At 64.4% G+C, this 19618-nt stretch carries 17 protein-coding genes, 2 tRNA genes and 2 pseudogenes; 7 read left to right on the forward strand and 14 right to left on the reverse strand.

Going from position 1 to position 19618, the window contains the following annotated elements; genetic code table 11:
• Nucleotides 1-196: 196 nt before the first annotated feature.
• From B843_RS10015 to B843_RS10035, 4 genes are all read right to left on the reverse strand, one after another.
• A complete protein-coding gene (locus tag B843_RS10015; RefSeq protein ID WP_025253373.1) occupies nt 197-622 on the reverse strand; it encodes a DUF4233 domain-containing protein in 426 nt (141 codons plus the stop codon).
• Nucleotides 619-2154 (reverse strand): bifunctional tetrahydrofolate synthase/dihydrofolate synthase, encoded by a 1536-nt coding sequence (gene folC / locus B843_RS10020; RefSeq protein WP_051483582.1) that lies wholly within the window; start codon nt 2152-2154, stop codon nt 619-621. Before folC ends, B843_RS10015 begins: the two co-directional genes overlap by 4 nt.
• 39 nt (nt 2155-2193) lie before the next feature.
• Nucleotides 2194-4920 carry a valine--tRNA ligase gene (locus B843_RS10025; RefSeq protein ID WP_025253375.1) on the reverse strand — a complete coding sequence of 909 codons (2727 nt, stop codon included), beginning with the start codon at nt 4918-4920 and terminating at the stop codon, nt 2194-2196.
• A gap of 462 nt (nt 4921-5382) precedes the next feature.
• Entirely contained in the window at nt 5383-6360 is a 978-nt protein-coding gene (locus B843_RS10035) for a malate dehydrogenase (protein ID WP_025253376.1), read from the reverse strand.
• An 805-nt stretch (nt 6361-7165) separates the two neighbouring features.
• Between B843_RS10035 and B843_RS10040 the strand changes: the two genes are divergently transcribed.
• Complete coding sequence (locus tag B843_RS10040; protein ID WP_038596144.1) at nt 7166-7888, forward strand: TetR/AcrR family transcriptional regulator; 723 nt, start codon at nt 7166-7168, stop codon at nt 7886-7888.
• 11 nt (nt 7889-7899) lie between these two features.
• Here the strand turns inward: B843_RS10040 and B843_RS10045 are convergent, their stop codons facing one another.
• A complete protein-coding gene (locus B843_RS10045; protein WP_051483491.1) occupies nt 7900-9111 on the reverse strand; it encodes a TsoY family (seleno)protein in 1212 nt (403 codons plus the stop codon).
• A 191-nt stretch (nt 9112-9302) separates the two neighbouring features.
• Complete coding sequence (clpX, locus tag B843_RS10050; protein WP_025253379.1) at nt 9303-10589, reverse strand: ATP-dependent Clp protease ATP-binding subunit ClpX; 1287 nt, start codon at nt 10587-10589, stop codon at nt 9303-9305.
• Nucleotides 10590-10769: 180 nt separating this feature from the next.
• Here clpX and B843_RS10055 point away from each other — a divergent pair, with 180 nt between their 5' ends.
• A complete protein-coding gene (locus tag B843_RS10055; protein WP_025253380.1) occupies nt 10770-11177 on the forward strand; it encodes a GNAT family N-acetyltransferase in 408 nt (135 codons plus the stop codon).
• Nucleotides 11178-11192: 15 nt separating this feature from the next.
• On the opposite strand, the pseudogene B843_RS10060 reads toward B843_RS10055, so the two are convergent.
• Both B843_RS10060 and B843_RS13855 read right to left on the reverse strand, forming a co-directional pair.
• Nucleotides 11193-11966 (reverse strand): annotated as a pseudogene (locus B843_RS10060) (SDR family oxidoreductase).
• Between the two features lie 10 nt (nt 11967-11976).
• Nucleotides 11977-12228, reverse strand: a pseudogene (locus tag B843_RS13855) (succinyl-CoA--3-ketoacid-CoA transferase); the annotation flags it as partial.
• Between the two features lie 23 nt (nt 12229-12251).
• Here B843_RS13855 and B843_RS13940 point away from each other — a divergent pair.
• Both B843_RS13940 and B843_RS10070 read left to right on the forward strand, forming a co-directional pair.
• Entirely contained in the window at nt 12252-12473 is a 222-nt protein-coding gene (locus tag B843_RS13940) for a hypothetical protein (RefSeq protein WP_051483492.1), read from the forward strand.
• Nucleotides 12470-13279 (forward strand): helix-turn-helix domain-containing protein, encoded by an 810-nt coding sequence (locus B843_RS10070; RefSeq protein ID WP_051483493.1) that lies wholly within the window; start codon nt 12470-12472, stop codon nt 13277-13279. The genes B843_RS13940 and B843_RS10070 overlap by 4 nt, the downstream gene beginning before the upstream one ends.
• 59 nt (nt 13280-13338) lie before the next feature.
• Here the strand turns inward: B843_RS10070 and B843_RS10075 are convergent, their stop codons facing one another.
• From B843_RS10075 to B843_RS10090, 4 genes are all read right to left on the reverse strand, one after another.
• Nucleotides 13339-13968 carry an ATP-dependent Clp protease proteolytic subunit gene (locus tag B843_RS10075; RefSeq protein WP_025253383.1) on the reverse strand — a complete coding sequence of 210 codons (630 nt, stop codon included), beginning with the start codon at nt 13966-13968 and terminating at the stop codon, nt 13339-13341.
• A gap of 39 nt (nt 13969-14007) precedes the next feature.
• Complete coding sequence (locus tag B843_RS10080) at nt 14008-14604, reverse strand: ATP-dependent Clp protease proteolytic subunit (RefSeq protein WP_025253384.1); 597 nt, start codon at nt 14602-14604, stop codon at nt 14008-14010.
• A 214-nt stretch (nt 14605-14818) separates the two neighbouring features.
• A complete protein-coding gene (gene tig / locus B843_RS10085; protein ID WP_025253385.1) occupies nt 14819-16162 on the reverse strand; it encodes a trigger factor in 1344 nt (447 codons plus the stop codon).
• Between the two features lie 98 nt (nt 16163-16260).
• A tRNA-Pro gene (locus B843_RS10090) sits at nt 16261-16334 on the reverse strand.
• A 426-nt stretch (nt 16335-16760) separates the two neighbouring features.
• On the opposite strand from B843_RS10090, the gene B843_RS10095 reads away from it, so the two are divergent.
• Nucleotides 16761-17153 carry a helix-turn-helix domain-containing protein gene (locus B843_RS10095; RefSeq protein ID WP_025253386.1) on the forward strand — a complete coding sequence of 131 codons (393 nt, stop codon included), beginning with the start codon at nt 16761-16763 and terminating at the stop codon, nt 17151-17153.
• Nucleotides 17154-17331: 178 nt separating this feature from the next.
• Here B843_RS10095 and B843_RS10100 read toward each other — a convergent pair.
• Nucleotides 17332-17406, reverse strand: a tRNA-Gly gene (locus B843_RS10100).
• 121 nt (nt 17407-17527) lie between these two features.
• Between B843_RS10100 and B843_RS10105 the strand changes: the two genes are divergently transcribed.
• Both B843_RS10105 and B843_RS10110 read left to right on the forward strand, forming a co-directional pair.
• On the forward strand, nt 17528-17758 hold the full coding sequence (locus B843_RS10105) for a helix-turn-helix transcriptional regulator (protein ID WP_025253387.1): 231 nt from the start codon (nt 17528-17530) through the stop codon (nt 17756-17758).
• A gap of 77 nt (nt 17759-17835) precedes the next feature.
• Nucleotides 17836-18714 carry a hypothetical protein gene (locus B843_RS10110; protein WP_025253388.1) on the forward strand — a complete coding sequence of 293 codons (879 nt, stop codon included), beginning with the start codon at nt 17836-17838 and terminating at the stop codon, nt 18712-18714.
• A 363-nt stretch (nt 18715-19077) separates the two neighbouring features.
• Here the strand turns inward: B843_RS10110 and B843_RS10115 are convergent, their stop codons facing one another.
• Nucleotides 19078-19554 carry a ribose-5-phosphate isomerase gene (locus B843_RS10115; RefSeq protein WP_025253389.1) on the reverse strand — a complete coding sequence of 159 codons (477 nt, stop codon included), beginning with the start codon at nt 19552-19554 and terminating at the stop codon, nt 19078-19080.
• Nucleotides 19555-19618 lie beyond the last annotated feature (64 nt).

The following is a 19618-nucleotide window of genomic DNA, read 5'->3' on the forward strand; positions in this document are numbered from 1 at the left end:
CAGAAGCTAACCCGGATTGTCAAGCCCGTCTACCCCACCCCTTCAAACCTGTGGATAACTTATACATAAATTAATTATCACGTTTTTGACCAGCCGTTTTGAGCCAAGGAGTTATCCACAGGGTTTGCCTTGAGTCTTCTGAACCGAAAGAAAATCCCCGCCGCGGTGCGTTGCGACGGGGATAATCGGGTGTGTTTTACATGTGCTGTGTCGTGAGCAAGCCCCTCTTCATTCGTTCGATGAGGTTCTTGCGCAGATACAGCAGGTATGCCCACACCAGAATGAAGAGGACAGCGATGAACAACGCGCTCGGGTGCACGAATGCGCCGCCCAGCGCAAAGACTTGCATGACGATGTCGGCTGGGATCGCCCACTTCGCAAACTGCAGGAACGCCAGGATCATCATGGCAACCCCCACGACGGTGATGTACACCCAGTTGAAGGTGGTCCAGTGCGAGCCCTCGTCGACGCGCAGGATCACCGTGAGCACCAGCAGGTAGCTGATCGACTCCATGCACATCGTGCCGCTCATCACGCCGCGCACGCCCTTGAGCGGGTCCTTGACAGGCGCCTGGCCCGGCCCCAGCGGGCCGTACTCGATTTCCTCGTCCTTGCTGCTCACGCGGGTTCCTTTCCAAACAGTGTGCGGGCCTCGCCGGCGGTGACGACCGATCCCGTGACGATGACGCCCGCGCCGGACTGCACGTCGGTGTCCTCGGCCAGCTCGACCGCCAGCTCGACGGCGCCGGGCAGGTTGTAGGCGACGTGTACGCGCTCGTCGCCGTAGATCTCTCGGGCGTATTCGGCCAGCTCCTCGGCGTCCATGGCGCGCGGGGAGCTGTTCGTGGTCACGACGATCTCCGACAGGTGCGGCTCGAGCGCGGCGAGCACCCCTCGAACGTCCTTGTCGCCCAGGCAGGCGACGACCCCGATGAGCCGGGAGAACTCGAAGTCGCGCTCGAGCGCGGCACCCAGTGCCTTGGCGCCATGCGGGTTGTGGGCGGCGTCGATAAACACCGTCGGGGTGGCGCGCACGCGCTCGAGGCGCCCGGGCGACTGCACCGTCGCAAAGCCAGCGCGAACGGTGTCGATGTCGAGCTGCCGCCCGGCACCGGCGCCGAAGAACGCCTCGACCGCGGCCAGCGCGCACGCGGCGTTTTGCGCCTGGTGCTCGCCGGACAACGGCAAGAAGATGTCCTCGTATTCGCCACCCAGGCCGCGGATGCTGACCTGCTGGCCGCCCACGGCGATCGACGAGGAGGTCACGCCGAACTCGACGCCGAAGCGCGCGACCTGCGCGTCGACCTTCACCGCCTGCTCGAGGATGACCCGCATCGCAGCGGGCTCCTGCTGGCCGATGATCGCGACGTTATCCGGCGGGGTGAGCAGGTCGTCGGTATCCCACCGGGACTTGATGATGCCCGCCTTCTCCCCCGCGATCTCCTCGATGGTGTCGCCGAGGAAGTCGGTGTGGTCCAGCCCGACCGGCATGACCACCACGACGTCGGAGTTGATGACGTTGGTGGCGTCCCAGCGTCCGCCCATGCCGACCTCGACGACGGCAACGTCGACGGGGGCGTCGGCAAACGCCGCATACGCCATCGCCGTGAGCACCTCGAACTTGCTCATCTTCGGCCCGCCCTTCTTGGCGGACTCGGCGTCGACCATCTCGACGTAGGGCTTGATCTCCTCCCACGTGCGCACGTAGTCGCGCGGGTGGATGGGGCGACCGTCGATGCCGATGCGCTCGGTGACCAGCTGCAGGTGCGGGCTGGTGGTGCGCCCGGTGCGGCGGTGGAAGGCGCGCAGCAGCGCCTCGATCATGCGCACCGTCGAGGTCTTGCCGTTCGTGCCCGCGACGTGGATCGACGGGAACGCCCGCTCGGGGTTGCCGAGCAGGTCCATGAGCAGCTCGATGCGCTCGAGGGTCGGGTCGATCTTGATTTCCGACCAGCGCTGATCCAGCTCCGCCTCGACCCTCGCAAGCGCTGCCAGGTCGTCCTCGGTGATTGTCGTGGGTAGCGCCTCCGGCTCCTCGTCACCGCCCGCAGCGACGTCGATAGGTAAAGACAGCACCGACTCGGACAGCTTGAGCTCGCCCAGCTCGAACCCCGGTTCTGGGGTGGAAAGCTCCGCGAAGGACTCCTCGTTGATGACGTCGTGCGAGCGCTCGGCGTCCTTGTTGTCAGACACCTACGCCAGCTCCTCGAGCCGCGCGGTGATGCGTGCGACCTCTTCTTGGGCGACCTTCTGGCGGTTGCGGATCTTCTCCACGACGGCCTCCGGCGCCTTGGCCAGGAAGTTCTCGTTGCCCAGCTTCTTCGCGGTGGTCTCCAGCTCCTTGTTGGCAGTGGCCAGGTCCTTCTCCAGGCGCTTGCGCTCCGCCGCCTTGTCGACGGTGCCAGAGGTATCGAGCGCAACGACCACCGTGGACGTCGACAAGCGAACCTCGATGCTGGCAGACGGGGCAAAGCCGCTGGCGGGAACCTCGACCTTGGCCAGCGAACGCACCAGCCCCTCCTGCTCGGCCAGATCGCAGGACGCGAAGTCCACGGCGGCCGGCACCTTCTGGGAGGGCTTCACACCCTGGTCGGAACGGAAGCGGCGGATCTCAGTAATAAGCTTTTCGACGTCCGCCATGCGGCGCGCGGCCTCCTCGTCGAGCGCAGCGCCGCCGTTGGTGAGCGCCTCGGTCGGCCACGCGGCGACGTTGAGGGACTCCTCGTCGGTGAGCGCCTTCCACAAAACCTCGGTGACGAACGGCATCGCCGGGTGCAGCAGCCTGAGTACGGCGTTGAGCACCTGCCCCAGGACGAGCTGGGTGTTCTCGCCGATGCGCTTCGCCTCCGGCTCGGCGGCCTCGAGGTCGCGCGGGATCTGCACCTTGGCGTACTCCAGGTACCAGTCGCAGAACTCGCCCCAGGCGAACTGGTAGAGCAGCTCGTTGGCCTTGGCGAACTGGTAGCGATCGAGGTACTCGTCGACGGCGACACGCACGGCCTCGAGGCGATCGAGGATCCAGCGGTCGGCATCGGTCAACTCCTCGCGGGCAGGCAGCTCGCCCACGCGCGCGCCGTTCATGAGCGCGAACTTGGTGGCGTTGTAGAGCTTTGTCGCGAAGTTGCGGGAGCTCTGCGCGGAGTCCTCGCCGATCGGCAGGTCCACGCCAGGGTTGGCGCCGCGGGCCAGGGTAAAGCGCAGGGCGTCGGCGCCGAAGCGCTCGACCCAGTCCATCGGGTCGATGCCGTTGCCCAGCGACTTGCTCATCTTGCGGCCGTGCTCGTCGCGGACGAGGCCGTGCAGGAACAGGTCGGTGAACGGGATCTGCGGGCGGCCGTCCTTGCCCTCGCCCAGGGTCTCCGGGGTCTGGCTCGCCGCAAACGTGCCGAACATCATCATGCGCGCCACCCAGAAGAACAGGATGTCGTAGGCGGTGACCAGCACGGACGTCGGGTAAAACTTCTCCAGCTCCGGGGTCTTGTCCGGCCAGCCCATGGTCGAGAACGGCCACAGGGCGGAGCTGAACCAGGTATCCAGCACGTCCGGGTCCTGGACGTAGCCCTCGGGCGCCTGCTCGTCAGGGCCGACGCAGACGATGTCTCGCTCGACCTCCCCGGACTCATTAGTCCGCTCCGGGCCGTACCAGATCGGGATGCGGTGACCCCACCACAGCTGGCGGGAGATGCACCAGTCGTGCATGTCGTCGACCCACTCGAAGTAGCGCGGCTCGCTCGACTTTGGATGGATGACGGTGTCGCCCTCGCGCACGGCGTCGCCGGCCATCTGCGCCAGCTTGTCCACCTTCACGAACCACTGCAGCGACAGGCGCGGTTCGACGGCCTCGCCGGAGCGCTCGGAGTGGCCGACCGAGTGCACGTAGGGGCGGATCTCCTTGACGATGCGGCCCTGTTCGGCGAGCGCCTCGCGGATCTTCACGCGCGCCTCGTAGCGGTCCATGCCGTCGAACTGGGTGCCGGTGCCCGCGATGTGGCCGGTGGAGTCCATGATGGTGGGCATCTCGAGGTTGTGGCGCTGGCCGAGCGCGTAGTCGTTGGGGTCGTGCGCCGGGGTGATCTTTACCGCGCCGGTGCCGAACTCGGGGTCGACGTAGTCGTCGGCGACGACGATCATCTGGCGATCGGGCAGGAACGGGTGCGGCAGCGTCGTGCCGACCAAGTCCTTGTAGCGCTCATCGTCCGGGTGGACGGCGACCGCGACGTCGCCGAGCATCGTCTCGACACGGGTGGTGGCGACGATGACGTGCGGCTCGTCGTCGTTCATGGAGCCGTAGCGGATGGAGACGAGCTCGCCCTCAACGTCCTTGTAGACGACCTCGATGTCGGAGACCGCGGTCTCCAGCACCGGCGACCAGTTGACCAGCCGGTTGGCCTGGTAGATCATGCCCTGGTCGTAGAGCTTCTTGAAGATGGTCTGCACCGCGCGCGACAGCCTCTCATCCAAGGTAAAGCGCTCGCGCGACCAGTCGACGGAGTCGCCGATGGCGCGCATCTGGGCGCCGATCGTGCCGCCAAACTTCTTCTTCCACTCCCAGACGTGCTCGATGAACTCCTCGCGCTCGTAGTCCCAGCGCTTCTTGCCCTCGGTCTCACGCAGCATCGCCTCGACCTTGGTCTGCGTGGCGATGCCCGCGTGATCCATGCCCGGCAGCCACAGCACCTCAAAGCCCTGCATGCGCTTGCGGCGCGCGATGGCGTCCATGAGCGTGTGGTCGAGCGCGTGACCCATGTGCAGCTGACCGGTCACGTTCGGCGGCGGCAGCACGATGCTAAAGGCCGGCTTCGTGCTCGCCGGGTCGGCGGTGAAGTAGCCCTTGTCCACCCACTCCTCGTAGAGGGCGGTCTCGTGGGACTTCGGGTCCCAGCTTGCTGGCAATTTGTCTGCGCGGTTTTGATCAGTCACGGCTAACCATCTTAGCCCAAAGCCCGACGCAGCTAACCATTGCTTTTGCTTTTCGACGCCCAACCTCACGGCCGGCGGCCGCTAACCCTTCCCGTGGACGGTGATGACGTAGCCGTCGGGGTCGCGGAAGCTGAAGGTTCGGCCAGACGGGCCGTCCGTCGGCTCGGCGACGATGGCCACGGCCCCGCGCAGCGTCACGACGTTGTCGATCTAGAACCCTAAGGAGACGCCAACCCCCGGGCCAACCCCGAGGTCGACCCCCGGTAGTGGCTCGCGCACCGCGAACGGGATGGGGGCGGGGCCGAAGACGGCGGCGCCCTGTGGGCTGTGGCCGAGGCCGGTGGATGGAATTACGTTCTCGGGACTCCCACGCTGGATCCCGCCACTGGGGCCACGCGCGCAAACGCCCCGCCGAGGCGGTGGGTCACCGGCCTTGGCGGGGCGTCGAAAAGCGAAAATGCGTTAGGCGAGCAGGTCCTTGACCGCCTCGCGCTCCTCCTGGAGCTCCTTGACGTTGGCGTCGATGCGGGCGCGCTGGAAGTCGTTGAGCTCGAGGCCCTCGACGACCTCCCAGGCACCGTTCTTGGACACGGTCGGCAGGCCGATGACGATGCCTTCCGGGATGCCGTAGGCGCCGGTGGACGGGATGGCCGCGCTGGCCCAGTCCTCGGTGCCGTTGATCCAGTCGTGCATGTGGTCGACGGCCGAGGATGCGGCGGAGGCGGCCGACGACTTGCCGCGGACCTCGATGATCTCGGCGCCGCGCTTGGCCACGCGCGGGATGAACTCCTCGGTGTACCAGTGGTGATCGAGCTCGTTGAAGATCTCCTTGCCACTGACGGTGGTGAAGGTGAGATCTGGGAACTGGGTGGCGGAGTGGTTGCCCCACACGACGATCTTGGCCAGCTCGGTCTTCTCCACGCCGAGCTTCTCGGACAGCTGGGAGACGGAGCGGTTGTGGTCAAGGCGCATCATGGCGTTGAAGCGCTCGTTCGGGACGTCCTTGGCGGCGCTCATAGCGATGAGCGCATTGGTGTTGGCCGGGTTGCCCACGACGAGCACGCGGATGTCATCGGCGGCGTTGTCGTTGATGGCCTTGCCCTGCGGGCCGAAGATCTTGCCGTTGGCGGCGAGCAGGTCGGAGCGCTCCTCGCCCTTGCCGCGCGGCTTCGCGCCGACCAAGAAGGCGGCGTTGGTGCCGTCGAAGGCCTTGTTGACGTCGTCGGTGACCACGATGTTCTTCAGCAGCGGGAAGGCGGAGTCATTGAGCTCCATGGCAACGCCCTCGGCGCCGCCGATGGCCTGCGGGATCTCGAGCAGCTGCAGCTCGATGGGCTGGTCCTTGCCGTAGACGTCGCCGTTGGCGATGCGCCACAGCAGGGAGTAGGCGATCTGGCCGGCCGCGCCGGTGACTGCGATCTTTTTAACCGACTTGCTCATAAAGTTTTCGCTCCTTTGGAAACGACAACCGCGGCCTCGTGCGGCCCCAGTTGGGAGGTGTGTGGTCTATGGATGCGTCCCACTCCAAGATTTGTGAGCTGCATCAAATCCTTTGTAACTCCTCCCACCTTAGCGCGAAACCCACAATGTCCGCACGGGCAAAATCCAAAATTACTGGTCATTTCGGTTTGTCGTTTGTCACATGTGACAGTTTTCTCATTCAATAACGAATCGGCCCTAAAGAAGGCGCAATACCACGCAAACAGGAATATTCACCCAAACGGGAAGCCGCCGCTCACGAGGCCCCACACCTTAAGGGCAGCCCATGCACGGTTGGATTTCCGAACGGACCTTTTCCACCCCCGATGGAGCGTAGAAATAGTTCCGATCCCCTTGTATCCGGTTTTTACTTCGGAGATTTCGGTATCTTGTGAAGCAGTGAACCGACGGGTTATAACCGGCTGCCCCGGTCAAACGCGAAGGATCACACCAGCAAGTTGGCCTGCATCAGTTCCTTCGTCACGCCTTGCATAACTGAATCGAGCCTTGCGATTTCCTCGCCCGCACCGCACACGCGGTGTGGACCCGATTCCTTACTTGTTTTGTTATTCCTAGGCGATGCGAACGCTGAAGCAGCCTCAGCGCACGTAGGGCCACCTCTTTGCCGCACGATCACCCCTCGAGCGGCATCGGGAATGAAGTGTAAGTAACAAGCAGAACACTAGGATTTTTGAGGAGCAGCATCGTGAAGGATCTCATCAGCGACGAGCGTGAGCCACAGGCGGAAAGCGCGGCGAGCACCGAGATAGATCACAACGAGGTCTGCCCCGACACCGTCTTAGACATCGCCATGCAGCACTTCGCCGCCGACGGCTTCGCGGACACCAAGCTGGAGAACATCGCCAAGGAATCGGGCATGTCCAAGCGCATGATCCACTACCACTTCGGCGACAAGCGGGGCCTCTACAACCGTTGTCTGGCCAAGGCCGTCACCTACCTGCGCCCCACCCAGGAGGAGGTGCAGCTCGACACCACCGTCCCCGTCGAGGGCATCCGACAGATCGTGGAGGCGCTGTTCCGCTGCTTCGTCGTCCACCCCGAGGCCGTGCGGCTGCTCGTCATGGAGAACCTGCACCACTTCGGCAAGGTGACCGACCGCCGGATCTTGAGCGACAAGTCCGAGGTGATCCTGCAGCTGGACAAGCTGCTCATGAAGGGTCAGGACTCCGGCGCCTTCCGCCCGGGCATTTCCGCCCAGGACGTGTTCACCCTCATCGTCTCGATCGCGGTGTTTAGGATCTCCAACCGCTCGATCACGATGAACCTCTACGGGGTCGACACCATGGACGAGGAAAACACCGCCGGCATGGCGCGCCTCGCCAGCGACGCCACCCTCGCCTTCCTCACGAGCAACCTGAAGTCCACCTCGGACGCGGTCAGCTACCTGACCGTCAGCCTCGGCACCGAGACCGAGCTCATCGACGAGTCCGACTCGACCTACGACATCTCAGGCACGGTGTTCGAGTAAGAAGGGTGCCCCTAGCGGGCAAGCATGACGCCCGGGCGCAGCAGCTGGTTGCGGACCAGCACCACCATGAGCCCGATGGTGACCGCCTGCACGGCGTAGGCCGCCACCAGCACCGCGACGAATCCCGGTGAGCCAGCCGCCACGATGCCGTTCTTCATGAGCCCGACGTTGAGGAAGAAAAAGCTCAAGACGCCCAGCGCCACTCCCGGGCATACGAGCGTGAACGCCGCCGGGGACTGCTCCTGCGTGGTGAACACGAAGCGGCGATAGAAGCCGTTCGACGCCATGGCGCGGTGCCCCATGAACAGGAACGCCAGCTGCGCCATGAGCATGACCGCGAGCAGCAGAAACACGAGCGTCGAGCTTGGCGGGTGCTTGGTGTCGCTGGTCAGGCTGGCGATCGACTGCAGGCCGTGGCGGGAGCGCAGGCCGGTGATCGCCCACAGGGTAAGGATCGGCACGCCCAGCCACAGCGTGGCGGAGTTACCGAGGTTGAGGCCGTAGCGCAGCATGCTCATGACCCCCATCGGCAAGAAGATGAGGAACAGCAGCCCGGAGATCACCCCGAAGAAGGCGGCGCCCATCAGGCCCGCGACGACGGTGGCGGTCACGTGGCTCATCGCGGCTGGCGCGGCGAAGCCGACCGCCACCATCGAGAAGGCGAAGGCGCTGAGCAGCTGATTGAGCCCGCCGTTGGCTTTGAAGTCGAAGCCGTTGTGCAGCACCCGGTTCATGTAGCGCCCCATGTATACCAGCGCCAAGACGCCGACGAGGCCGTAGCCAATCAGCGCTGCCGGGAAGAGGTACTCGACGATGCCCCACAGGCCGGGGATCGCGATGGCCGCGACGATGAACAGCCCGTTGATCGTCATGCCGAGGGTCAGCGGGATGGCGAGCAGGGTCACCTCGGCATTGCTCCTGACCACCGCCTGGTAGTTCTCGGTCCGCTTCCACGCCCGCAGCTGCCGGAGGTTCCACGCCAGCAGGACGAGGTGGATCGCGAAGAACATCGCGATGCCGATGTAGGCCACGGCGATCATGGTGCGGATCAGACCGCCGCCAGCATTCCACGCCGCGGACACCGACTCGAAGGTGGGGATGGCGGTCTTCGGGTGTGGGGTCAGGTGCATGAGGTTCATGAAGAAGAGCACCGACATGCCGCCGAAACCGAGGGAGGAAAGGAAGTAGAGGGGCGAATACTTCTCGCCCAGGGTGTTTTTCATCAAAGCTCCAAATGATAGGCACTCCGCGTTATCGACACGCGGTTTCACCACCATAGACATACCCCACCGGGTATATGAAATTTATACCCCCTGGGGTATTTTTATCCCCTCGACGCCGAAGGCCCAAGACCAATCCGGTCTTGGGCCTTTTGAATGCGGGCGCGGCGGCGTAGCCGTCGACAAGCGAATGCTTAAGCGGTCTTTTCCTCCTCGTCGCGGGCGACGAGCTGCGGTTCCGCCTCGCCGCGGACGACCTCGGCGGTGATGACGACCTGGGAGATGTCCTCGCGATCGGGGATGTCGTACATGACCGGCACGAGCAGCTCCTCCATGATGGCGCGCAGTCCTCGGGCGCCGGTGCCCCGCTCGATGGCGCGATCGGCGATCTCCTGGAGCGAGTCCTCCTCGAAGACGAGCTCGACCCCGTCCATCTCGAACAGGCGCTGGTACTGCTTGACCAGCGAGTTCTTCGGCTCGGTGAGCACGCGCACGAGCGAGTCCCAGTCGAGGTTACCCACGGTGGCAACGATCGGCAGGCGCCCGATAAACTCCGGGATGAGGCCGAACTTGACCAGATCCTCCGGGCGGACGTCCTTGAACACGTCGACCTCGTCGCGGTCCTCCTTGCCCACCAGCTCGGCGCCGAAGCCCAGGCCCTTCTTGCCGCGGCGCTCCTCGATGACCTTCTCCAGGCCCGCGAAGGCGCCCGCGACGATGAACAGGATGTTCGAGGTGTCGAGCTGGATGAAGTCCTGGTTGGGGTGCTTGCGCCCGCCCTGCGGCGGGATCGAGGCGACGGTGCCCTCGAGGATCTTCAGCAACGCCTGCTGCACGCCCTCGCCGGAGACGTCTCGGGTGATCGACGGGTTGTCCGACTTGCGCGAGATCTTGTCCACCTCGTCGACGTAGATGATGCCGCGCTGGGCGCGCTGGACGTCGAAGTCGGCGGCCTGCAGCAGCTTGAGCAGGATGTTCTCCACGTCCTCGCCGACGTAACCAGCCTCGGTGAGGCTCGTGGCGTCCGCGATGGCAAAGGGCACGTCCAGCAGGCGGGCGAGCGTCTGGGCGAGGTAGGTCTTGCCCGAGCCGGTGGGGCCCAGCATCAAGATGTTGGACTTTTGCAGCTCGGTCTCGTCGTCCTTGTTCTTGCGCGGGCTTAGGGTGCGGGCCTCCTCGGCGCGCACGCGCTTGTAGTGGTTGTAGACGGCCACCGACAGGATGCGCTTGGCGTCGTCCTGCCCGATGACGTACTTGTCCAGGAACGCCGAGATCTCCGAGGGGCGCGGGAGGCGGTCGCCGCCCTCCTTGGCGGCCTCGTTGGCCTGACCGAGCTCTTCCTCAATGATCTCGTTGCACAGCTCGATGCATTCGTCGCAGATGTACACCCCGCCGCCGGCGATGAGCTTTTTCACCTGCTTCTGGCTCTTGCCACAGAATGAGCATTTGAGCAGATCAGCGCTTTCTTGCATGCGTGCCATTTAAGGTCGATCGTCTCTTTCTTCTTCCTCGTTGAAGCCTGCCCACGACTCGCGCGCGGCGCCTCGGGGCGAAGCCTACCGTGACTTCCCACTGTAGCCCCCGCACGCCGCCCGGCGCACGTACGCCACGGCGCGTGTGCGGGAGGCTGCGGGCAGGACCACAGACACTACACTGAAGCAATGATTATCGCAGCCGCCCGCCCCGATCAGGTCGACGAGATCGTCGCGCTGTGGGAGAAGTGCCACCTTACAGAAGAAGGCGACGATCCGTCGCTCGACGCCCAGCAGATCATGGATTCGCCCATGTCGATCCTCATGGTCGCCGAGGCCGACGACGACCCGCGCGTCGTGGGCACGGCGGTCGCGGGCTTCGACGGCCACCGCGGCAACATTTACTACCTGGCTACCTCGCCCGAGCAGCCTCGCGTCGCACAGGAGCTGATGCAGACCGCCTGCGACTGGCTCGCCGATCGCGGCGCCGCGGCCGTCACGGTACTCGCCAGCGAGGCGTCGCTCGGCTTCTTCGAGGAGCGCGGCTTTAAGCGTTCGCCGTCGATCGCCGTCAGCAGGTCGCTTATCGACGGCTAAAGCGCGCGACCCCGGTCAGAGGTTCTGGCGCAGATTGTTGCCAGCCGTCTCCCCGCCGTCGATGGCGATGCTTGCCCCGTTGACGAAGCGGGACTCGTCGCTTGCCAGGTAGACGATGAGCTGGCTGATCTCCTCCGGCTCCGCGGCGCGCCCGGCGGGGATCTGCCCGTAGCCGCGCTCGAGGTTGGCCGTGAGCGGGGTGTTGACGCTGCCCGGGTGCACGGAGTTGACCCGCACCCCGAACTCGCCGAAGTCCAGCGCCGAGGTCTTGGTCAGCCCCAGCACGCCCCACTTGGCGGCGGAGTAGGCGGCGCGGCCCTTAAACCCGGTCAGCCCCGCGATGGAGGAGATGTTGATGATCGAGCTGGTCTCGTTCTTCTTCAGCTCCGGGAGGGCCGCGCGCATGCCGTAGAACGTACCGTTGAGGTCGATGTCGATGGTCAGCCGCCAGTCCTCGAGCGTGGTGGTCTCGGCGGTGCCCGGCCGGTAGATGCCCGCGTTATTGACGAGCACGTCGAGCGTGCCGAAGGCCGCCACCGTGGCGGCCACCGCCTGCTCCCAGGATTCGATGTCCGTGACGTTCAAGTAGACGGACGCAGCGGCCTTGCGGCCGAGCTCCTCGTTGATCGAGGCCGCGACGGACTCCGCGAGTTCGGCCTACAGGTCGGCGATCATGACGCTGGCCCCCTCGCGGGCGAGCGCGCGGGCGTGGGAGGCGCCCATGCCCTGGGCGCCTCCGGAGATGAGTGCAACTTTGCCGGGAACGCGCCCGGCCGGTGTGGTGTTCATACCCTCCACACTAGGCCGCGACGGTGAGGGCGTCGGATACCGCGAAGTCGGCCTCGGTGATCTCTCGCACGCCCTCGATGGTTTCGCCCTCGGCGAGCTCGACCAACGTGAGCCCCTTTTCCTTGTCGACACTGAACACCGCGTGGTTGGTGATGATAAGGTCGACGCACGCGGCACCGGTCAGCGGCAGCGAACACTGGTTCTTCAGCTTCGACTCCCCCTTCTTGTTGGTGTGCTCCATCATGACGATGATGCGCTTGGCCCAAACGCTTCGGGAGCCACGCCATGACCACCTCCCCCAACCGCATCCGCGCGATCCACCAGTCCCTCGTCGACCGGCTTTCCACCCTCTCGCCCGGCTCGAGCTTCATCGCGCTGGTCCGCGGCGCCCAGGGATCGGGCAAGACGCAGGTCATCCGCGACATCACGGCGAACCTCACCGGCTGGAACGTGGCGAGCGCCTCGGCGACACCGTCCTCCTCCCGCTCCTTTTGTGGAGCGGGGTGACCTCCGCCCTCTACCGCGGCGACCGGCAGCTGACGCGCTTCTACCTCTCCCGCATGAGCCTGCCCCACGACAGCCTCGCCATCCAGCGCGTCCCCGCCCTCATGAGCCAGATACTTGCAGCCTCCATGGCCAACTACGTCCCCGCGGCTCTGCGGATCGGCGCTTCGCTTCTGGACTACGACGCCACCCACGACATCTCCCACCCCGGCTTCTGGCCGTGGCAGGACGTCTACGCGCAGCAGCTGCTTCTCGCGGGATTGGACGACCAGGCCCGGGAGCTCGTCGACGTCACGATGGATCGTACCGCCCTATCCCCGATACAGTCCCTGATGGCGAAGCTGGGGGTTCCGCTCGCCAACATCCTCATCCACCGCGGCGAGGTGACCCGCGGGATGCGGTACTTTGAGGAGGCCGTCGAGCAGATCTCCCCACTTGGGCTCCCCGCCTACGAGTCGCGGATCCTCTACGAGTACGGCCGCGTGCTCCGGCGATTGGGCAGGCGCCGGGAGGCCGAGGGCGTCTTCGCCCGCGCCGAAGAGGTCTTCGCGGCGATGGGGGCGGCGGAGTTCGTGGAGCGCTGCCGCAGGGAACGCCGCGTCGGCGGCCTGACTCCACACGCCCCGAAGGACCCGCTCACCGCGCAAGAGCGCGAGATCGCCACCCGCGTAGCCCAGGGTGCCATCAACCGCGAGGTCGCCTCCGACCTCTTCCTCTCCACGAAAACGGTGGAGTACCACCTCACCAACATCTACAAAAAGCTCGGCGTGCGCAACCGCAAGGAGCTGCGCGAGAAGTTCGCCCGATAACGCCCGAGAGCCAAAAAAGGGCGGCCCACCCGTAGGTGAGCCGCCTTAACTAAGAAGCGCTAGCCGTTGAGCTTGCGGTACTCGAAGACCTGGTCCACGATGCCGTACTCCAGGGCCTCCTGGGCCGTGAGGATCTTGTCGCGGTCGGTGTCCTCGCGAACCTGCTGCGGGGTCTTGCCAGTGTGGCGGGCCAGTGTCTCGTCCATGAGCGTACGCATGCGCTCGATCTCGCGGGCCTGAATCTCCAGGTCGGAGACCTGGCCGCGCGCACCCTCGGTCGCGGGCTGGTGGATGAGCACGCGGGCGTTGGGCAGCATGGCGCGCTTGCCGGGGGCACCGGCGGCCAGCAGCACGGCGGCGGCCGACGCCGCCTGGCCAAGGCAAACGGTGCGCACGTCGGGGCGCACGTACTGCATGGTGTCGTAGATCGCCATGAGCGAGGTAAACGAGCCGCCGGGCGAGTTGATGTACATGGTGATCTCGCGATCGGGGTCGAGGCCCTCGAGCACGAGCAGCTGCGCCATGATGTCGTTGGCGGTCACGTCGTCGACCTGGTTGGCCAGGAAGATGATGCGCTCTTCGAACAGCTTGTTGTACGGGTCGGTGGTCTTGGTGCCGTAGGCGGACTGCTCGACGAACTGCGGAAGCACGTAACGAGCAGAAGGCATAACCATTCCGTTGTCATTCATGGGGTGATTCTCCTCTGGTTTCTAATCTCTGTTACGCGCTTAGTTGGCGATCGGGCCCTCGGCCAGCGTGATCACGTGATCGACCAAGCCATATTCCTTGGCCTGCTGGGCGGTGAACCAGCGGTCGCGGTCGGAGTCCTTGGTGATCTGCTCGAAGGTCTGGCCGGTGTGCTCGGCGATGAGCTCGGCCATCTCGCGCTTGGTCTGGGCGAACTGCTCGGCCTGGATGGCGATGTCGGCCGCGGTGCCGCCGACGCCAGCGGACGGCTGGTGCATCATGATGCGCGCGTGCGGCAGGGCGTAGCGCTTGCCTTTGGTGCCGCCGGAGAGCAAGAACTGGCCCATGGAGGCGGCAAGACCCATGCCATAGGTGGCGATGTCGCACGGCGAGTACTTCATGGTGTCGTAGATAGCCATGCCCGCGGTGACCGAGCCGCCGGGGGAGTTAATGTACAGCGAGATATCGCGGGTGGGATCCTCTGCGGTCAGCAGCAGGATCTGGGCGCAGAGCTTGTTGGCGATTTCGTCATCGACCTGGGTGCCTAGGAAGATGATGCGCTCGCGCAGGAGGCGCTCGTAGACGCTATCGCTCAGGTTCATGCCGCTACCGGCCGCCATGCGGATGAGATCGCTCATGAATGTTCTCTCCTTGATTTAAGTGATGTTCACGGCACCCTGGCACTTACATGCCTTGAGTGCTTAATGCTCACCACGATACATGGCGCACGCAACAAAGCGCCGCCTTGTTCGCTCATAGCGTTGCGGCCGCCAGCCGAAGGCTATGCGTCGGCAAGCAAATGCCAAAAGACCCGGCCACCGCGATGGGTGCCGGGTCTGAAAAGGAGAAGAACTAGTTCTCCTCTGCCTCGTCCTCTTCCAGGCCGAAGTACTCGTTGGCGTCGACGTCGTTGCCCTCGGTGTCCTTGACCGTGGTGCGAACGATCGCGGAGGCCAGGGCCTTGCCGCGGCGGACGTCGGAGAACAGCTGGGCAATCTGGCCGGACTGCTGCAGCTGGACGATGAACTGGTTCGGGTCCATGCCGTAGGACTGCGCGGTGAACAGGATGTGGTCGGTCAGCTCCTGCTGGGAGACCTCCGGGTCCTCCTGCTCGGCGAGAACGTCGAGGAACAGCTGGGTGCGAACGGCCTCGGAGGCGGCCTCGCGGGTGTTCTTATCGAACTCCTCGCGGGTGGTGCCCTGCGCCTCAAGCAGCGCGTTGAGCGCGTCCTCGTCGTGGGCCAGCTGGCCCAGGATCTGGTGCTGCTGGGCGTGCACCTGCTCGTCGACAACGCCCTGCGGCAGCTCGAACTCGGACTGAGCCAGGGCCGCCTTGAGCACCTCGTCGCGGATCTGGGACGCCTGGGCGGTCTTGGCGTTGGCCTCGACCTGCTCGGTCATGGACGCGCGCAGCTCCTCGACGGTGTCGAACTCGGACGCCATCTGGACGAACTCCTCGTCCAGCTCCGGCAGCTTGCGCTCCTTGGTCTGGGCGACGGTGACGGTGACATTGGCCTCCTCGCCAGCGTGCTCGCCGTTTTGCAGCTTGGTGGTGAACTCGGCGGACTCGCCGGTCTTCAGGCCGCGCAGGGCGGTGTCGAGGCCATCGATGAGGTCGCCGGCGCCGACCTTGTAGGACAGGCCCTCGGCCTTAGCCTCCTCGATCTCCTTGCCATCGACGGTGGCGGACAGATCGATGACGGCGAAGTCGTTGGTCTTCAGCTTGCGCTTGGTGTCCTTGAGCTCGCCGAAGCGCTCGCGCAGGCGGTCGATCTCGGCGTCGACGGCCTCGTCGTCCGCCTTGATCGGGTCGACGGTGACCTCGATGGCGGAGAAATCCGGAACGGTGATCTCGGGGCGGACATCGACCTCGGCGGTGAACTCGACGAGCTCGCCGTCCTCAAGCTTGGTGATGTCGATGGTGGGCTGGCCCAGAACGATCAGCTCGTTCTCCTCGCAGGCCTGCTGGTAACGGGTGGGCAGCATGTCGTTGACGACCTGCTCCAGGACCGGACCGCGGCCGATGCGAGCATCGATGAGCTGACGCGGTGCCTTGCCCTTGCGGAAACCAGGAATGGTTACCTGCTGTGCCAAAGCCTTGTAAGCCTGGTCGATCTCACCCTGGAGTTCCTCGAAGGGAACCTCGACAGTGAGCTTCACGCGGGTCGCGCTCAGCTTATCGACGGAAGTCTTCAACTTCAGTCACTCTCCTGATCATGTAATGGAATAAAAGTGGACTAGATAAAACTAACACCCCCACCCAAAAAACTATTGGATGAGGGTGTTAATTCTTGTCGGGACGACAGGATTTGAACCTGCGACCCCCTGCTCCCAAAGCAGGTGCGCTACCAAACTGCGCCACGTCCCGGAATGCGTACCCACAAGCTGATTTCTCACTTGTCCCGCCGCGCGCACGCGGGGTACGCAGCTACTTTAGCCGCGCGCCGAGGAAAACTCCAAATCCTTGTTGCTTTCGCTTTCCGACGCCTACGGCACCCACCCCCGGGACGCGAGAAGCCGCCGGGATGCACCCAGCGGCCTGCGAAAACTTGGAGGGAATGACGGGAATCGAACCCGCGTTATCAGTTTGGTAATCCCCTGGAAACGCGATGCGTTCATCATGCTGTGGAGTTCTACGACATTCTGAAAGCCCCCAATGACACTTGCTTAAGAATTCCATTTGCTTCATCGGGTGCCATCGTTGCACCACAAGAATCGTTTACGCAGGTTGAGACCCATGGGATCGAAAACTGATACTTTGTCAGGCTGAAATCTCGTGGGTAGCATTTCCGCCATGAATACAACTACAAACAACTCTTTTGGGGCGCTAGTCCGCGCCGGACGCAATAAACTCGATATCACCCAGCAGCAGCTCGCCGACATGGTCGGCCGCTCCCGAAAATGGATGGTGCAGGTCGAGAAGGGCGAACGTTACGATACCTCGGAAGACATGCGTATCGATCCGGATATGGTGGTAAAAATCGCTCTCATCTTAGACATTGATCCAGTAGAGGCTCTTTATGCAGTCGGCGCACCGAAAGATACGTGGCCCGACTTCTCGCATTTACGTTTGGCCAGCGACAATGTCAGAGTCGTTGACATCACCTCACTCACGCCAGAACAAACAAAGCTCGTCGAAGGGATGATAGACGAGTTTAGGAAGCTCAATCGTAAGGTCGAACAATAAAAGAGCTGAACCACAGGTTGAAAGTTCCCTCTATTTTGTGAGGTGGTATTTCATGCGCACGCTACCGAGAAACGGTTGGTCCACATTCAGGCCAACGTTTCCTGTGGAGGCGTGTTCTGCCTGGGCATGCAAAAGCGCCTAAACTGCTTTCTTACCTGCATGTTTAGGCGCTCCACTGTGGAGGGAATGACGGGAATCGAACCCGCGTTATCAGTTTGGAAGACTGAAGTATTAGCCACTATACGACATTCCCACTGCGAAAGAACCGACGCAAAAGTAGCGCGTCCCTTTCTGCACCCTTACCATAGCCCAGCTCGTCAAAAACTGGCAAATGCCCCGTTCACGGGCTTCGGCGGTCGGATAGACTGCAAGGCATGCACCCAAAGATCATCGACACCGACACCGGCCACGAGCTGTGGACCGCCAGCGAGTGCGCCGAGCTCTCCGGGACGGCACGCGGGACGTTTACCAGCTACGCTGGCCGCGGGCGCGCACCGGAGCCCGTGGCCAAGCTGCACGGGCTCACGCTGTGGGACGCCGAGGAGATTAGAGAGTGGATCAGCTCGCGGGCGAGCAAGAAGGCCCCCGACCATGGCCGTCGATAAGCGGGCGCGGGAACTATCAGGCTGCGCGTACCGTTAAGCAGTCGGTTTATTTATAAGGAAGAAGAAAGTAGTCCCCCATGGGTTTGTTGCTCATCCTCCTGGTCGTCGGAGGCCTCGTTTTCGCCCTGTCCCGAATGAACGGCGGCAAGAGCCAGAAGCAGGTCGAGCAGACCAACTTCGACGACGCGGTCGCCGATGCCCGCCGCTGGATCGACCGGCTCGGCTCGCAGGTGCTCACCCTGTCGGGCACCGACGCCGCCTCCACCCAGGCCATCGCGGACGCCTCCGAGCGCTTCAACGCGGCGAGCTCACAGATCTCCCAGGCCACGACGGTGCGCCAGGCGCAGCTCGCGCGCGAGTCCGCGCTCGAGGGCCTGCACTACGTCAACGCTGCGCGCGAGATCATGGGGCTCCCGGCGGGGCCCCAGCTGCCGCCGCTGGAGGGCCAGCGCGCGGCTGGGCGCGTGACCGAGACCCGCACCGTCACGCAGGACGGGCAGACGATCACCGCCTCGCCCGTGGCCACCGACGCGACCCCGAACTACTACCCCGGCGGCACCGTCGCCGGCCGCCCGGTTCCGGCCGGCTGGTACTCGCGCCCGTGGTGGGCCGAGGCCATGGTCTCCGGCGTGTGGACGGGCCTGTCCGTGGCCATGTTCAGCTCGCTGTTCCACGGCATGTCCGGCATTGGCTACAGCGCGGACGCGTGGGAGCACGGCTACGGTGACGGCTACGCCGATGGGCTAGAGGCCGCGGGTGCGGATGCTGGCGACATGGGCGATGGCGGCGACTTCGGTGGCGATGGCGGGGATGCCGGTGACGGCGGCGGGTTCTTCGACAACCTCTTCGGCGGCGACTCCGGCGACTCCGGTGGCGACGGCGGCGACGGCGGCGACGGCTTCCTCGGCGGCCTGTTCGGCGGCGACGGGGACGGCGGCTTCGACTTCGACTTCTAGCCTCGCCTTTCCTTAACTATTCCCGCGGGCTGGGAACCGCTTCGGCGGTTCCCGGCCTCTTTTGCGCCTTTTACGCTCGGGTCCGCGCCCCCTTTAGGCAAACGAGCGCTTCTTTGACAAGCTGCAGATCTGACCACCTGCGGTTTTCCGGGCGCCTACGTGTCAAACGCGCGCATTTTTGACCCGCGGCCCCAGCACCGCCCCCGAATCCGCGCATCTACGGTGCTGCAGATCTGACCACCTGCGGATTTAGGCTCGGGAGGGGACCAAACGCGCGGCGATTGGTACGCGTTCCCCGAAAAGCGACGAGGGGCCGGGACCGCTTGGGCAAAAGCGGTCCCGGCCCCTCGTCTTTGGTGCGTGTTAGGCCTGCTCGGGAACCTCCGGCGCAATGCCGGTGCGCTCGTAGTCGGAGAGGATATCGATGCGGCGCTGGTGGCGCTCCGCCTTGGACCACTCCTGGTCAAGGAAGGCGTCGACGATGGCGAGGGCCTCCTCCTCGGAGTGCATGCGGCCGCCCAGGCCGATGAGCTGTGCGTTGTTGTGCTCGCGGGCGAGGCGGGCGGTCTCCTCGGACCACGCCAGGGCGCAGCGAGCGCCCTTGACCTTGTTGGCAGCGATCTGCTCGCCGTTACCAGAACCACCCAGAACGATTCCGAGGGAGCCCGGGTCGTTGACGACGCGGCTGGCGGCCTCGATGCAGTAGGCCGGGTAGTCGTCGTTGGCGTCGTATTCGTGTGCACCGCAGTCGATGACCTCGTGGCCCTGATCCTGAAGGTGCTTGGCAATGATGTTCTTCATGTCGAACCCAGCATGGTCCGCTCCAAGGTAAACGCGCATGGTCGTTAGTCTAACGCATGACTTCGCGCTTCACCCCCTTAAAAAGCACCCGCCTTCCAGGCCC

Source organism: Corynebacterium vitaeruminis DSM 20294, assembly GCF_000550805.1.
GTDB lineage: Bacteria > Actinomycetota > Actinomycetes > Mycobacteriales > Mycobacteriaceae > Corynebacterium > Corynebacterium vitaeruminis.

Excerpts from the sequence above, each read along its gene's own strand:
- B843_RS10035 (WP_025253376.1), bottom strand. The coding sequence starts at position 6,360 with ATGAGCAAGTCGGTTAAAAAGATCGCAGTCACCGGCGCGGCCGGCCAG.
- B843_RS10055 (WP_025253380.1), top strand. The coding sequence starts at position 10,770 with ATGATTATCGCAGCCGCCCGCCCCGATCAGGTCGACGAGATCGTCGCG.
- B843_RS10045 (WP_051483491.1), bottom strand. The coding sequence starts at position 9,111 with ATGAAAAACACCCTGGGCGAGAAGTATTCGCCCCTCTACTTCCTTTCC.
- B843_RS10095 (WP_025253386.1), top strand. The coding sequence starts at position 16,761 with ATGAATACAACTACAAACAACTCTTTTGGGGCGCTAGTCCGCGCCGGA.
- B843_RS10110 (WP_025253388.1), top strand. The coding sequence starts at position 17,836 with ATGGGTTTGTTGCTCATCCTCCTGGTCGTCGGAGGCCTCGTTTTCGCC.
- B843_RS10105 (WP_025253387.1), top strand. The coding sequence starts at position 17,528 with ATGCACCCAAAGATCATCGACACCGACACCGGCCACGAGCTGTGGACC.
- B843_RS10080 (WP_025253384.1), bottom strand. The coding sequence starts at position 14,604 with ATGAGCGATCTCATCCGCATGGCGGCCGGTAGCGGCATGAACCTGAGC.
- B843_RS10115 (WP_025253389.1), bottom strand. The coding sequence starts at position 19,554 with ATGCGCGTTTACCTTGGAGCGGACCATGCTGGGTTCGACATGAAGAAC.
- clpX (WP_025253379.1), bottom strand. The coding sequence starts at position 10,589 with ATGGCACGCATGCAAGAAAGCGCTGATCTGCTCAAATGCTCATTCTGT.
- B843_RS10075 (WP_025253383.1), bottom strand. The coding sequence starts at position 13,968 with ATGAATGACAACGGAATGGTTATGCCTTCTGCTCGTTACGTGCTTCCG.
- B843_RS13940 (WP_051483492.1), top strand. The coding sequence starts at position 12,252 with ATGACCACCTCCCCCAACCGCATCCGCGCGATCCACCAGTCCCTCGTC.